The following is a 13,534-nucleotide window of genomic DNA, read 5'->3' on the forward strand; positions in this document are numbered from 1 at the left end:
TCGTGTTGATCGGGGATCTTCAGGACGCGCCTCTAGGGTCGCTTCATGACTCTTTCAGGACGAATGTATGGTATTTTTATCCTAGTTTTGTGTTTTATAAAGACATCTGTACTGCTCAGGTGAGAGTTCCGATCAGCTCACGCATATCAGCCCATTCGGCGTCGGTGGCCAAAGTGCGCAGGCCGTCCCCGATCGAGGCGATGACCATCGCCTGCACCCGCGCGCGATCGGAATTCTCGGGAATGCCCAGCCATTGCGCATAGAGGTGGTGGACATTCTCGGCACGGCGGCGGCGCATATCGATGGCGAAGGGGCGGAAGGCGGTATCGGCGAGTGCGGCGAGCGCGCATTCGTGAGTCAGGCGGATGATGTCGCCATTGCCCAGCCGCGCGCTGCTGGCATGGATCTGGCTGCGCAGGCGGCGATAGACGGCTTCTACACCAGCGAACAGAATGTCGCGATGCGACGGGAAGTGATGCGCCACGCTTGACGTCGCGGCGCCTGCCGCCTGCGCCACCGTGCGGTGCGACAACGCGCCGACACCCTGCTGCACGATGATGTCGGCAATATGTTCCGCGATGGCGGCTTTGGTCCCCTGCGGTACGATCGCCTTCTCATCGAGGGCCGCCGCGGCCGGCACGGCAAGGCGATCGACCAGCGCCATGTGCCACTGGGTTAAGGACGGATCGATGGCGCCGGAACCGCTGCGCAGCATACCGCGCACAGTCGAATGGCGCAGCAGCCGATAGTCCGTCTCATCCGACAGGACGATGGAGAACACCTGCTCGTCCAGACAAAACCTCGCGATAAGCCGTGCCAGCGTTTCGCCGCGAGCAGACCCCGGCAGCAGGTCGCGCCACAGGCCCTCCGCCTGTTCGAACAGCGCGGCGATTGCGGGCAGTGCCTGCGGCTCCCGACTGGCCAGCAGCGCCAGTTCGCAGGCTACGATCGCCGAAGTGCGGCGTGGACCCGCGCCCTGATCCAGCCATTCGCAGACGAGATCAGGAAGAATACCGCTGGCGAGCACGTCGACTTCGCCGACGCGCTCCCGCCACTGCGCGCGCGTTTCGGCCATCAGTTCGATCTCGCGGTCGAGCACCGCCGTTATCAGCGCCGCGCGATCACCGATCCGATAGCTGATCGAGCCGACGGATGTGTCTGCCGCTTCGGCGACGGTCCGCAGGCTCATGCCCACCACGCCCTTGGCTGCGATCAAACAGCGGGCGGCATCAACGACGCTTTCGGTCTCGGGAGGCTTCGTGCGGGTCCGGGGTATGCTCTGGGAGTTCATGCCTTATGGCATATAGGCATCGCCGACGCAGTCCAGACACTATCGAGCAGCGAGAAATGGCAGAAGCTACGGCCATTTCCGTAAAGCAGCTTTGTGCAGGGAACGCATTGACGACGGCAACTTGCACCGCTGCGGATATGGCGCTCATATGCAAAGCTCGAGTGCCCCCCTTATTTATCGTGGTCGCTTTGGCATAACGCCAGCGGAGGCCGGAGAGATGCTGGCTCATCATCTTCGCACGATCCTACACCAAGCGTCGCAGATGCGGCGCGATATCCGCCAGTATATGAAGGGAATGCGTGTTTTTCATAAGAATATTCGCGCGCACAAGCCTCTATCACAGAGCTGTTGCCGGAGCGGCTTGCGCACTAGATGGCTGCGTACTCTCAGATCGACATTGATCTAAAGGAGCGCGAAAGCGCCAAGATCGGCGTGCTGTCTAGTGAGGTCGATACCGGCAATCTGATACTGCGGCCGCTCGCAGTTGATCGCCTCGTTGTCGTTTCGTCCACGAAGAATTCTCTGGCCGGACACGTGCTGGTGCAATTCGCCGCGAACTTGCGCAGCATCAAGCGTAGCCCCCGAGAACATTTCCTCGCGAACCTTCGAATGATGCCGGCGTACGATGCCACCTGAGGCGACGAAAGTCACTTGGGTACTGAGAATAACTAGATTCTCAGCGATCGTGGGCAGTATTTTTGCGTTCGCGCGGTGGTCCGGTTTCGATGTTGTTGCACTCCTAACCTGACGGTCGCAAATGTCCCAGCCTTGCCCATCGCAGCCGACCACATTGCGATCTGCACCAAGAGGAAATCCGAGCCGAGGTTACCGAGCGTTTGCTAGCCGGCGTACGACTTGATCCATTGATATGCCGCCAGAAAAGAACTAAAACGTTTCAGCGCAAGTGAGGCTGGTCCGTTCGCGCGGAACAGTGCGCCGACTGGTAGTGTTGGAATGCGAGGCTTGGGGGGTACTTTGCCTGGTCCGAATTCGTTGAACTCGTTGCGTAAAACCGTGAATTCCACTTTTTCGCTACGAGCACTATGGCCCGGCTGTTAGCGATGGCGGCAGGTGTCCTCATGTAAGCAGCGCCCTCTCCATCGGTCGCAGTAGCCAAGGGCGCCGCACCGGAACTCGTTATTTTCGATAATGACTTCTGTGAGATCACGCCGGTGCTGCCTTTGCTCTCGGCGCCCAATGTTCGCGTGATCGCGCTCACCACGGTGACCGGCGACTGCTGGAGCGAGGAGGCGACCCTTGCGACCCTCTCGGATCTGGAAGTGATCGGCCGCACAGAAATTCCCGTCGCGTCGGGGGCTATGTATCCGTTGATGAACACGCCGGATCGGATGGCTGCGGCGGAACCTATGCGCGGCGCGCTGGCACGGAAGGGGGCGTGGAACGCTGCGGACGAGTCGGGACGCTATCACCCCGACGATCCGCATGCATATGGCCTTCCAGCCCCCTTGCCGACGCAGACGAAAGCCGTGGCCCAAAGCGCGGCTGCCTTTCTTGTCCGCATGGTTCGGGAGCATCCGCATCAGGTGACGATATACGCCGCGGGACCGATGACGAACATTGCGTTGGCAATTCGCCTGGATCCGGAATTCCCCAAGCTGGCGAAGGCATTGGTATTTGATGGTGGGCACATCCGCGCCTTTGACGCTGAAGGAGAAAGTGATGCCGATTTCAACTTTGCGTTCGATCCCGAAGCCGCCCATATCGTTCTGTCCGCGCCCTGGCCCGGCATCATTTCGGTCGGCGATCTTGCCGATGCGATCGTAGTGACACCGGATCTGCTTGCGCGCATCGATGCTCAAAAGACGGTGTTGTCGGCCTACGCCTTGCGCCGATTGACGCCCGGCATGCCGTTATGGGATGCGGTAGGCGCGGCGGTCATCGCAGACCCGTCGCTCGTCACCGCCGCGCGCGATCTGGCGATGGACGTCGATATCGCCGAGGGCTTGTTCTATGGGCGCGCACGGGTGTGGAGTGCGGGGCGCACGCCGCCTCGTACCGCACGCCGGGTCCGCGTGATCGAGGGGGTCGACTGGGAAAGGCTGGAGCGGCAATACGTCGCTTCCCTCGCGCCAGGGCGCTGACGGCGCAATGCGAGGATACAGTTCAGGACAAGCCTTCGAGAGCGAACTTGGCGAGAATCGTTCGTGATCCCGGATCAAAATTGTCGTCCGCGATCATGTAGAGGAACGTTCGGTTGCCCTCGCGGCGGATTGCTACGCCTTCGAAGTTCTCGGAGATATCAGGCCGGGCGAATGTATGGAGTTGGCGCGTCCGGGCTTGCACGCCGTCCGAGCTTTCGGACAGCACCAGTTCCTCGACCATCACCGAAAAGCCCTGCCGCTCGCTCCAGCTCCGGCGCAGCATGATGTAGCGTCCGCCGCCGAGGGCCACCAGGTCGCTGGGCCGGTGATCGCCGGGCGCCGAGACGGACAGCGGTATGCTAGCCGCGACCGCGCCGGTGCCGAGCGCGGGACGGACAAGCATCGCGCTGGCCTGCCCGTCCGGTGCCCGCAGGCCCTCGGAGATGAGCAGGGTCTCGCCATCGGCGCTGGCAAGGGATTCGATGCCCTCATTGTCCGGCTGGCGAGAGAGCCAGGTATCGAGCCCGTGCAACCGCTCGGGGGGGCCGGCCGGAAGGCCGCGGCGCATCGCATAGCGCAGTACCCGGTGATCTCGCTCCAGTGTGACGAGCACCGCTTGTGGTTTGCAGGAAGCGGCCGGGCACGGGCTATCGCCGAAGTCGATCGCTTCGGCGTCGCTGCGCACCTTGCCCATCAGCGGGGCACCGTCGCTGTCCTGAAGGCTGGTGGAGCGGACTTCGGCCACTCCAACCAGCACGCCGCCGCGTTCGACCGGGCGGAAGGAATACCATGTTCCGTCCTGATCGCTAAGGCTATGAAGACGACCGGCAGCCCAGCGCAGCGAGGATAAACCGCCGAACCGGACGTCGTCCGACGTGAGGTCCACCGCACCCATGAAGCGCAGGTGCTCGCCCAGGTCGAGGTTGCCGATCGACGCGGGCTTTGCGGCCACCTGCACCCGCATTCCGGCAGTAACGCCGCCGGAATGCGGGTGCGGCATGGCGCAAGCCGACAGGAGGAGTACCAGTCCGCTCAAGATACATCCTGCGCTTGCGGCATTTTCGATGCGAACGGGCACGCGTTTCCTCACAGCTTGGCGGTCAGCCCCAGGAACACAGTGCGGCCTAGGGTGTCGTACAGGGCGGGGAAGGTATTCCCGTTGCCGTAATCCGCGTTCACGCCGAGGTTGAAGTTGTCAACGATCGGGGGATCGCGGTCGGCGATGTTGCGTACGCCGAAGCGCAGCACGAAATCGCCATCGGCGACGGGTACGCTGGCGGTCAGGTCGAAGTAGCTCACTGCGCCGATGCGAGCGTCGGCGATATCGCGGGCGCCGCCTGTCGCGCCGCTGAACACCGGGTTGCCGTCGTTGATGTCGACCTTCGAGCCGCCGACGAAGCGCCAGGCCAGCGAGACCGTGGCGTTGCCGGGGGTCTGATAGCTCAGGCGGGCGACGTGGCGCCATTTTGGCGTCGGCGAGCCGCAGGTCGGGCCGAACAGTCCCGCGCAGTCGTAGGATGCCTGACCGGGCAGAGGCGAGATGCTGCGGTCCCGCGTCCAGGTGCCGTTGGCGTCGAACAGCAGCCTGCCGGCCGCACCGATATCGGTGCCGTAGGCCAGAGTGGCATCGATACCGCTCGACTTGAGATAGCCGGTGTTGACATTGGTGGCGGCGATGTAACCGCCCGTCGTCGCAAGGCTGCCGTTGGCGTCACGCCGGATCAGCGAGCAGAAGAACGGATCGGCGTTGTTCAGGCACTGCGAATAGGCTAGCGTCGGTGCCACGGTACCGATCAGGTTGCGGACCTTGATGTCGTAGTAGTCGACCGTGAGAACCAGCGAGCGGGCGAAGCGCGGGGCAAGAACCAGCCCCATGGTCCAGGTGTCGGCAGTTTCGGGGCGCAGCGCAAGGTTGCCGCCGGTCAGCGTCGTGCAGAAGTTGGAGGCGCACTCGGCGATGGTGCCGTACTGAGCGGCGGTGACGCCGGTGTTGCTGCATTGCGCCTGGCTGCCCGTGGGCGAGGTGCCCGCGCAGACGTCGGTGATCGAGGCGGAGGACAGTGCCTGCGGGGCGAACAGTTCGACCACGTTGGGCGCGCGGATGGCCCGGTTGAAGCCGCCGCGCAAGGTCAGGTCGGGACTGGGCGACCAGTCGAGGCCGAGCTTGAAGGTGTCCGCCTCTCCGGCGTAGTTGTAGCTCGAATGGCGATAGCCGGCGTTGAAGGTCAGGCGGTGGATGAACGGCATGTCACCCGCGAGCGGGGCGACGAGTTCGACGAAGCCTTCCTTGACGTTGGTACTGCCCTGCGCCGGGGCGGTGGCGCCGAAACCGGCAAGGTCGCCGCTCAGCAGGTTGGCCGAGGGGGAGAGGTGGATCGTATCCTCCCGGTACTCGACACCGAAAGCCACCGCGACCGGATCGCGTGCGAGCGGGCTGGCGATGCCGATCGTGCCGAGATCGCCGTTGATTGTGGCGGCGGCGACCTTCTGGGTTACCCGGCCGGTCGTGCGGCCGCTGGCGAAGACGTAATCGGCGGCCTCGGGCGATACCTGACCGAGCTGGAAAATGTTCAGTGGTGAGCAACCCGAGTTGCCGGAGATGCACTGTACCGTCCCGCCCACATTGCGCGCCAGGAGGGCGTCCTGCACCCGGCTGACGGAAACGTCGTTCGTTGCATCATTGGCGTATTCGACGCGGCCGTACTGACCATAGACGTCGTAGCTCCACCCCGGCGCGAAAGTTCCGCGAGCGCCAACGATCCCCCGCCACTGGCGGTGCCGCACGTCGTAATACCGCTGGCGACCCGCGACCTCGAGGCGCTTGGCGATTGTGCCCGACCATACGGCGGTTGCACTCCCGGCATTGGCGCCGCACAGGGCAGTCGCCTGCGAAGCGCTCAGCAGCGGGTTGTCGCAGTTGATGGTGTAAGTGCGGTTGCCGACGATCCCGGCCGGGGCGATCTGTGCCCGGGTGGTGTCCTGCATGAACATCACGTCGGTATAGAGTTCGATCGCATCGCTGACCTCATAATGCGCCAGCAGGCCGGCCGTGTAGCGCTCATCCTGCCGCTGGAGGTAGTTCTCCTTGGCCGAGTTGTAGGCCAGCGCGCCGGTATAGGGCACGAAGGTCGTCGTCCCGTCCGGGTTCGCGGCAAGGCCGCCTCCGGTGCCGCCAGTGCGGAAACGCCCATAGGCGTTGGTGCCCGAACCGGTGCAGACATGCGTATCGAACGGCGAGGCACCGCTCACCGTGCCGATGCCGCAGGCGGCGAAATCCCGGTCGATCGCGCCGACGGGCTGGGCATTGCGGTAGCCGAAGTATGCGCTGACATTCCCCCGGCCATCGGCGAAGTTGTGGCCCGCCGCCAGATTGACGTCGTGGGTCCAGCCGTCCCATCCAGCCTCGGGCACTTCGACGCCGAAGGCGCGCAGCTTGTCCTGTGCCCCCTTGTTGTCGTTCTGGGTCTGGTAGGCGCTGACCTGATAGTCGAGGCGGAGGCCCTCCAGGTCGCGCCGCAGCTTGAAGTTGACCACGCCGGCTACGGCATCCGACCCGTAGGCGGTCGAGGCGCCGCCCGTGAGTGTCTCCACCGAAGTAACGAGCGCGGTGGGAATGAAGTTGAGGTCGGCGACCGGAAGCGTCGGATCGCCCGGCATGAGGCGGCGGCCGTCGATTAGAACCAGAGTGCGGCTGGGCCCCAGCTTGCGCAGGTTCACGGTGGCGATGCCGGGCGTTCCGAACGTCGACTGCCCGGCCGTATTGCTGCCCGAGACCTGCGGCAGCGCATTGAGCAGGGTATCGGCAGTGGGCATCCCCTGCAGTGCGATGGAGGCCTCGTCGACGGCAACCAGAGGTCCGCCGGTCACCGCAGGCGAGCGGACGCGGCTGCCGGTGACGACGATGTCATTGGATATCTCGCTATCGGCTGGGACGCCCTGCGCGTGGCCAGCGGCAGGTACAATGGCGCTCAGAGCGGCGCCAAGTGCGACAGATGAAAACAGGCATGCGCGAACAGTCATAATCTACCCCTCATGAGCTTCAGGCCCCTCTCGGCGTGATCGAAGCTCGCGCGGCCCGATTCTGCCTGATGCCCGGCGGGTCGAGAATCTCCGACTTCACCGTGCCAATCCCTTCAAACAGGGGTGTCATAAAAAACGATTTAGTCAATATGATGACGGTGGAAAATCTGACATAGCGGTAATTCTCAGCATTTCCTCATCACAGTCGCTCGGAAAATCATATGAATCGTTTTATAAGAATTTTCCTAACCTTGCTGGCGGCATCGTGCCAGCCGGCGATCGCTGCGGCGCAGGCCGGCACCTCGTTGCCAAAATCGGCCCCGGAATACGTCATATATGACAATGACTGGAGCCTCGGCACACACGGCTCCGGCTACGTATCGCAGCCTGCCCTGCTCATGCTGCTGGCAGATCCGAACGTCCGGGTGCTCGGGCTGACCGCCACCAGCGGCGATTGCTGGCGGGACGAGGGCGTGGCGAGCCTGTTGCGTTTCCTTGAGATCGTGGGTGCGGTGGATATCCCGGTCTACAACGGCGCAGTGCTGCCGCTGGTGAACAGCGCGGCGCGGCATGCGCAGTGGGAAAGCCGCTATGGCAAGACCTACTGGAGCGGGGCCTGGAACGATATCGCGCGCGATGCCGCCGCCCACGCCGAAGACCCCTTTCGGATCACGGCCCCGGCGGACGGCATGCCAAGGCTTAAGCCCCAGTCGCAGAGCGCGATCGCTTTCATGATCGATGCCGTGCATCGCCATCCCGGACAAGTCACGATCTACGCCGAGGGGCCGCTGACCAACATTGCCCTTGCGGTCCGGCAGGATCCCGAGTTCGCGGGGCTCGTGCGCCGGATCATCGTCCAGGGCAGTTCCGCGATATCGGCCCATGACGATGGCAGCCGGGCGGCGGAGTTCAACTTCCTGTTCGATCCGGAGGCGGCCGATGTGGTGACGACGGCTCCCTGGCGCGAACTGGTGTTGCTCGGGCAGGCTTCCGATCATACCGAGCTGACGCCTGCGCTCAGGGCCCGTATGGCGAAGATCGAAACTCCGGGAGGGCGCTATGCCACCGACAATGCCTCGGTGGGGATGCCGCTATGGTCTGAGCTTGGCGCGGCGCTGATCGTCGATCCTGCGGTCGTGCGTGATTCCGTCCGGGCTTTCGTGGCGGTGTCGGTCGATCACGATGCGACTTACGGACGGACGCGGACGTGGCCGGTCGAGGCGCGCGATGTCGTGCCGTTGGGTTATCGTCCGGCGACGATCGTGACGCGGGTGGATTCGGCGCGGCTGATCGATCTCTACCTCGCGGGTCTATCGCGCCCGGTTTCTCCGCGGCGAGATCACTGACGGCGGGCTACCCTGCCGAACTGCGCGGCGAATGCGCCTCCCAGCAGGCAGACGATGGCCATGAACCAGAAGCCGCCGGTGTCGGCCGGCCCCGACCAGCGGCCGATCAGCAGCGTCACGCTACCGATGAGAATACCATGCACCAACCCCGCGAACAGGCCGAGGGCTGCAGGCAACTGGTTTGGTGCCACGATCGTCCGCAAGGCCTGCATGCCGCCCGCCATGGTCGCACCGAACGTGAAACCGTGCAGCAACTGAGCGGCCAGCAGGGCGCCGAAGGGCGGGTCCAGAGCGCTGATCGACCACCGCAGTACCCCTGCGGCCGCTCCGGCAAGCAGCAGCTTCACCGATCGCTGAAGAGAAGGCGGCACATCGGCGGAGCCGCTGCAGAAGGCCAGCACCGCCACCTCCGCTCCGACGCCGATGGCCCAGAGCAGGCCGACCGAACTCGCACTGGCACCGTAGACGGCCATCCAGTGGAGGTTGGCGAAAGTGTAGTAATAGGCGTGGCCGGAATTGACGAGCGCGACCGCCAGCATCAGCAGCCATACATCCTTGCGTACGACGAGAACGCCAAGACCGCGCCGGGGCGAAAGATCGGTCGTGGCGGCGACGTGCGCTAACGCCGAACGAACCCCGGCGCTTCCCCACAGAACGAGGCCCAGCATGAACGTCTCGGCCGCGATCACCGTCCATGCGCCGAACCTGTCGATAGCAAATCCGCACGCGATGCCGGAGGCAGCGAAGCCGAGGGAGCCGCAGGCACGCAGTCTCCCCCAGTTCGTGTCCGGAAACGAAAGCACCATTCCGTCCAGCAACGGCAGCAGAGCACCGCAGAAGACGCCCGACGCGGCGGCCAGCACGAGGATCGAGCCTTGCGCATGGGCCGCTCCCATCGCTGCCGTAAGGAGCATCGCCAGCAAGGCGACAAAAATCGTCAATCGGCGGAGTCCGAGCCTGAGCGCCGTGCTTGGAAGCGCCAGTTGCCCGAAAGTCGTCGCCATCATCACGATTGCCCCGGCGAATGCGATTGCGGGTCCCGCGAACCCGCGATCCGCGAGCCAGAGCGGCATGTAGGGCGTCACGATGCCCAGGTAACCGTAGTATGCCGGGTAGACCAGCGATAGGCCACGTACCCGTCCATCGCCTGCCTGTGTCGCTGTCGCCATCGGTCGATCCGGTCATTTTAAGATCAATGCAGTTCGTCGCCCCGCTTTCGGGCGGGTTGCGCTTGTCTAATGCATGCGGCGGCCCCTATCGTGAAGAGAGTTCTTCCGCCGAAGCGCGCGGGAGCCAGCGAGGATCAATTACACGGTGAAGCAGCCGCGCATCACGATCAGGGACGTCGCTCGCAAGGCAGGCGTCTCAATCGGAACGGTCTCGAACAGCCTGAACGATCGTCCCGGCGTCAGTAACGATGTGCGTCGGCGCGTGCTCAAGACCGTAAAGGATCTCGGATATCGGCCGAACCGTGCCGCGCAGGCCACTCGGACCGGGAGATCCGGCACGCTGGCGTTCGTCACGCCCGACTTGCGCAATCCCTATTATCCCCAACTCGCGCAGGCCATATCCGAGGCCGCGCGCGAGGCCGGATATGCCATGCTGCTCGTCGATACCGGCGATGGAGAAGACGAGCGGGAGCGGATCGAGCAGGTCGAGTTCGCGGGCGTCGACGGCATCCTGTGGTGCCCGGCGACGTCCGAGGATGTGATAGCAGGGAGCTCGGTGTCCAAGCCGGTCGTGGTCATCGACCATTGGCTGCCCGGCCGCGACAATGTCGTCGCAGACTACCGTCTGAGCGGTAAGCTGGTCGCGGATCATGTGCTGCGGGCTGGTTACCGTTCGATTGGCCTGATATCCGGCCCGCAGGACATTTCCGTGGCACAGCAGCGCAGGGATTCCTTCCTGGAGTTCGTTGCCGGGATGATACCTGTCGCCTGGGAGGTGCGTCACCCGTTCGACATGCGTCTGACGGACGAGGCGGTGGCGGCGATCCGGGGAGCCGAGGCCGATGTCATCGTATGCTGTGACGACCTCATGGCGCTCGGCGCCCTTTACGCAGCACGCGAGGCAGGCCTCGCGGTTCCAGACGATGTGGCGATTATCGGCCATGACGACCTGCCGTTCTGCTCCGTCACTTTCCCCGGGATCAGCACCGTGAGGCAGCCACTCGAAGAATTAGGAAAGGAAGCGGTTGATCTGCTCCTGGCCAGGATCAAGGATCCGGAAAGACCGGCGAAGCGCGTGACGCTGGAAGTCTGTTTCATCGAGCGGGAGTCGACCGGGAATCGGGTTGATCGATTTACCATCGGCAAAGCACCGTGATGAATGGCTCTCCGAGCCACCTGCCATGGTTCACGAAGTACCGAAGAGTTTGTCGCTCAGGGCCAGCAGAAGGAACGAGCACTTTCGATTGCGTTAGACACTCGACGGTCTCGTATTGGAACGCCAAGTTCGGCATGAGCCGCGCCGATCTCGGGATTGGTGCGGTGCCCAAGCGCAAGCGCACCGTTCATTCAAGGCTTTGCTGGCTAAATGTTCATTCAAGGCTTTGCTGGCTAAATAAAGCCGTTCGCTGACTCCGCAAGCCAGGCTAGGCCGAGAGAAGCTTTTCACTCATCGACATTGGATTTGTTAATGGCAGGTTCGAGCGCGTAGCAGTCGTCGCCGCGCGTGTTCGAGATATTGAGAGGGGCGGCCGCCAAGGAATATGTGCCATCAATTTCGGCTTGGCCGAGCGCCTCCTCCTGACCGGACTAACTGCTTGGTCCGAGTCACAGCGCCCGAAACAGCCGTCCAACCGCATGGGAACTTCCGCCTTCCTCGGTAAATTCTCGAGACCGGACCGAGCACTAAGTTCAGATTCCCGGCCCCGACACTTAAAGTTGGAGCGAGCACAAAGTTGCAGATTTCGCCGCATGCTACCATTTGCGGTCATTCGGTCTCGGATTTTCGCCCCCAGGTCTCGGCAGGCCGATTTTTTGCTTTTCCCATGCTCTTCGGCCTGACCGATCGCGCAAATCCGACGATGACCCGGCATGATGTTCTCATTACGTTCCAGCTGTGATATGCCCGGCGCATGGCCGATACCGAAGTCCGGAAGATCATTCACGTAGACATGGATGCCTTCTTCGCGTCCGTCGAGCAACGCGACGACCCCTCCTTACGCGGTCGCCCGGTCGCCGTCGGATATGCCGCGGCCCGGGGCGTCGTGGCGGCGGCGAGCTATGAAGCCCGCAAGTTCGGAGTCCGCTCGGCCCTGCCGTCGGTCACGGCGATGCGCCGGTGTCCGGACCTCGTGTTCGTCCCGCCGCGGTTCGATGTCTACCAGGAGGTGTCGCGCCGGATCCACGAGGTCTTCGCGCGCTACACCGACCTCATCCAGCCGTTGTCACTGGACGAGGCCTATCTCGACGTCACCGCAAACCGGCGGGGGATCGAGACGGCATGGCGCACAGCGAAGCAGATCCGCGCGGCTATTCTGGAAGAAACCGGCCTGACGGCCTCGGCAGGTATTTCCTACAACAAGTTTCTCGCAAAGCTTGCGTCCGATCACCGCAAGCCCAACGGCCAGTTCGCGGTGACGCCCGATATGGGGCCGGCCTGGATCGAGGCCCTGCCGGTCAGCCGGTTCCACGGCGTCGGGCCGGTGACGGCGGACAAGATGAAGCGGCTGGGGATCGCCACCGGCGCGGATCTCAGGGCGAAGTCCTTCGAGTTTCTCCAGCGGCATTTCGGCAGCTCGGCCGGCTGGTATTATGCGATATCGCGCGGGCAGGACGACCGGCCGGTGAACCCGGATCGGGTTCGCAAGTCGTCGGGGTCGGAGACGACCTTCGACCATGACCTCACCGACCCGGCCGAGATCGAGGCCGGGGTGTTGCGAATGGCTGAGGACGTCTGGAACTGGTGCGAAAGCCGCCGCTCATTCGGTCGCACGGTGACGGTGAAGATCAAGTATGGCGACTTTAGGCAGATCACGCGAAGCCGAAGTCAGACGGGCGCGGTGACGACGCGCGATGCCTTCCGCCAGTCCGCGCTCGACCTTGTCCGTTCGGTCTTCCCCGTCGCCAAAGGTATCCGCCTGGTCGGCGTGACGGTCTCAAACTTCACCGACGCGCCTGCCACCGGAGAAGTCGAACTGCCGATGTTTCGCGAAGGACAGGCGGCATGATGCTCGATCTGTTCGACGCGCCCGTGCTGCCGGGACTGGCCCTGCGTAGCGACATCATCGATGCGGCCGAGGAACGGATGCTGATCGCGCATATCGATGCGAGCGATCTCACGCCGTTTCGCTTCCAGGGCTGGACCGGCAAGCGGCTGACGACGTCGTTCGGCTGGAACTACGATTTCGATCTGGGGCGGACGAGGCAAGCTCCGCCGATCCCCGACTGGCTGGCGCCCTTTCGTGACCGGGCGGCGATATTTGCGGGGCTCGAGCCCGACGAGATGATTCAGGCCCTGCTGATCCGCTACGATCCCGGCGCAGGGATCGGCTGGCACCGCGATCGCCCGATCTATGAACACGTCGTGGGCATATCACTGGGCGAGGCGGCGACGATGCGGTTCCGGCGCCGGCGGGGCGATGGTTTCGAACGGGCATCGGAACCTCTGAGCCCCCGCGGCATCTACCACATGAGCGGTGTAGCCCGGCGCGAATGGGAGCACAGCATCGCCGAAATGGCGCGGCCACGCTGGTCGATGACATTCCGGAGCCTTACGAAAAGGCGTTGAATCGGCGGGGTGAGATTTCTGGATCCGGCCCCTATATTTTG

General features: G+C 63.7%; 10 protein-coding genes. 6 read left to right on the forward strand and 4 right to left on the reverse strand.

The window, feature by feature from the left end; all coding sequences use genetic code 11:
* Nucleotides 1-115 precede the first annotated feature (115 nt).
* Nucleotides 116-1,099 (reverse strand): TetR/AcrR family transcriptional regulator, encoded by a 984-nt coding sequence (locus tag ACYPYD_RS26715; protein WP_459666750.1) that lies wholly within the window; start codon nt 1,097-1,099, stop codon nt 116-118.
* A gap of 564 nt (nt 1,100-1,663) precedes the next feature.
* Here ACYPYD_RS26715 and ACYPYD_RS26720 point away from each other — a divergent pair.
* Complete coding sequence (locus tag ACYPYD_RS26720) at nt 1,664-1,927, forward strand: hypothetical protein (protein ID WP_459666752.1); 264 nt, start codon at nt 1,664-1,666, stop codon at nt 1,925-1,927.
* A gap of 503 nt (nt 1,928-2,430) precedes the next feature.
* Nucleotides 2,431-3,393 carry a nucleoside hydrolase gene (locus ACYPYD_RS26725; protein WP_459666854.1) on the forward strand — a complete coding sequence of 321 codons (963 nt, stop codon included), beginning with the start codon at nt 2,431-2,433 and terminating at the stop codon, nt 3,391-3,393.
* A gap of 22 nt (nt 3,394-3,415) precedes the next feature.
* Here the strand turns inward: ACYPYD_RS26725 and ACYPYD_RS26730 are convergent, their stop codons facing one another.
* On the reverse strand, nt 3,416-4,429 hold the full coding sequence (locus ACYPYD_RS26730) for an esterase-like activity of phytase family protein (protein WP_459666755.1): 1,014 nt from the start codon (nt 4,427-4,429) through the stop codon (nt 3,416-3,418).
* A 50-nt stretch (nt 4,430-4,479) separates the two neighbouring features.
* Entirely contained in the window at nt 4,480-7,413 is a 2,934-nt protein-coding gene (locus ACYPYD_RS26735; protein ID WP_459666758.1) for a TonB-dependent receptor domain-containing protein, read from the reverse strand.
* Nucleotides 7,414-7,664: 251 nt separating this feature from the next.
* Between ACYPYD_RS26735 and ACYPYD_RS26740 the strand changes: the two genes are divergently transcribed.
* Entirely contained in the window at nt 7,665-8,759 is a 1,095-nt protein-coding gene (locus ACYPYD_RS26740; protein ID WP_459666761.1) for a nucleoside hydrolase, read from the forward strand.
* Here ACYPYD_RS26740 and ACYPYD_RS26745 read toward each other — a convergent pair.
* Nucleotides 8,753-9,928: an MFS transporter gene (locus ACYPYD_RS26745; protein ID WP_459666764.1), complete on the reverse strand. Its 1,176-nt coding sequence runs from the start codon at nt 9,926-9,928 to the stop codon at nt 8,753-8,755. The two genes, ACYPYD_RS26740 and ACYPYD_RS26745, sit on opposite strands and share 7 nt — an antisense overlap.
* Nucleotides 9,929-10,073: 145 nt before the next feature.
* Between ACYPYD_RS26745 and ACYPYD_RS26750 the strand changes: the two genes are divergently transcribed.
* The 3 genes from ACYPYD_RS26750 to ACYPYD_RS26760 all read left to right on the forward strand — a co-directional run bounded on the left by ACYPYD_RS26750 (nt 10,074) and on the right by ACYPYD_RS26760 (nt 13,493).
* Entirely contained in the window at nt 10,074-11,084 is a 1,011-nt protein-coding gene (locus ACYPYD_RS26750) for a LacI family DNA-binding transcriptional regulator (RefSeq protein WP_459666766.1), read from the forward strand.
* Nucleotides 11,085-11,838: 754 nt separating this feature from the next.
* A complete protein-coding gene (dinB, locus tag ACYPYD_RS26755; RefSeq protein ID WP_459666768.1) occupies nt 11,839-12,933 on the forward strand; it encodes a DNA polymerase IV in 1,095 nt (364 codons plus the stop codon).
* Nucleotides 12,930-13,493: an alpha-ketoglutarate-dependent dioxygenase AlkB gene (locus ACYPYD_RS26760; protein WP_459666771.1), complete on the forward strand. Its 564-nt coding sequence runs from the start codon at nt 12,930-12,932 to the stop codon at nt 13,491-13,493. The genes dinB and ACYPYD_RS26760 overlap by 4 nt, the downstream gene beginning before the upstream one ends.
* Nucleotides 13,494-13,534 lie beyond the last annotated feature (41 nt).

Source organism: Novosphingobium sp. 11B (genome assembly GCF_054589055.1).

Coding starts and splice junctions, on each gene's coding strand:
- ACYPYD_RS26745 (WP_459666764.1), bottom strand. CDS start 9,928: ATGGCGACAGCGACACAGGCAGGCGATGGACGGGTACGTGGCCTATCG.
- ACYPYD_RS26735 (WP_459666758.1), bottom strand. CDS start 7,413: ATGACTGTTCGCGCATGCCTGTTTTCATCTGTCGCACTTGGCGCCGCT.
- dinB (WP_459666768.1), top strand. CDS start 11,839: ATGGCCGATACCGAAGTCCGGAAGATCATTCACGTAGACATGGATGCC.
- ACYPYD_RS26760 (WP_459666771.1), top strand. CDS start 12,930: ATGATGCTCGATCTGTTCGACGCGCCCGTGCTGCCGGGACTGGCCCTG.
- ACYPYD_RS26720 (WP_459666752.1), top strand. CDS start 1,664: ATGGCTGCGTACTCTCAGATCGACATTGATCTAAAGGAGCGCGAAAGC.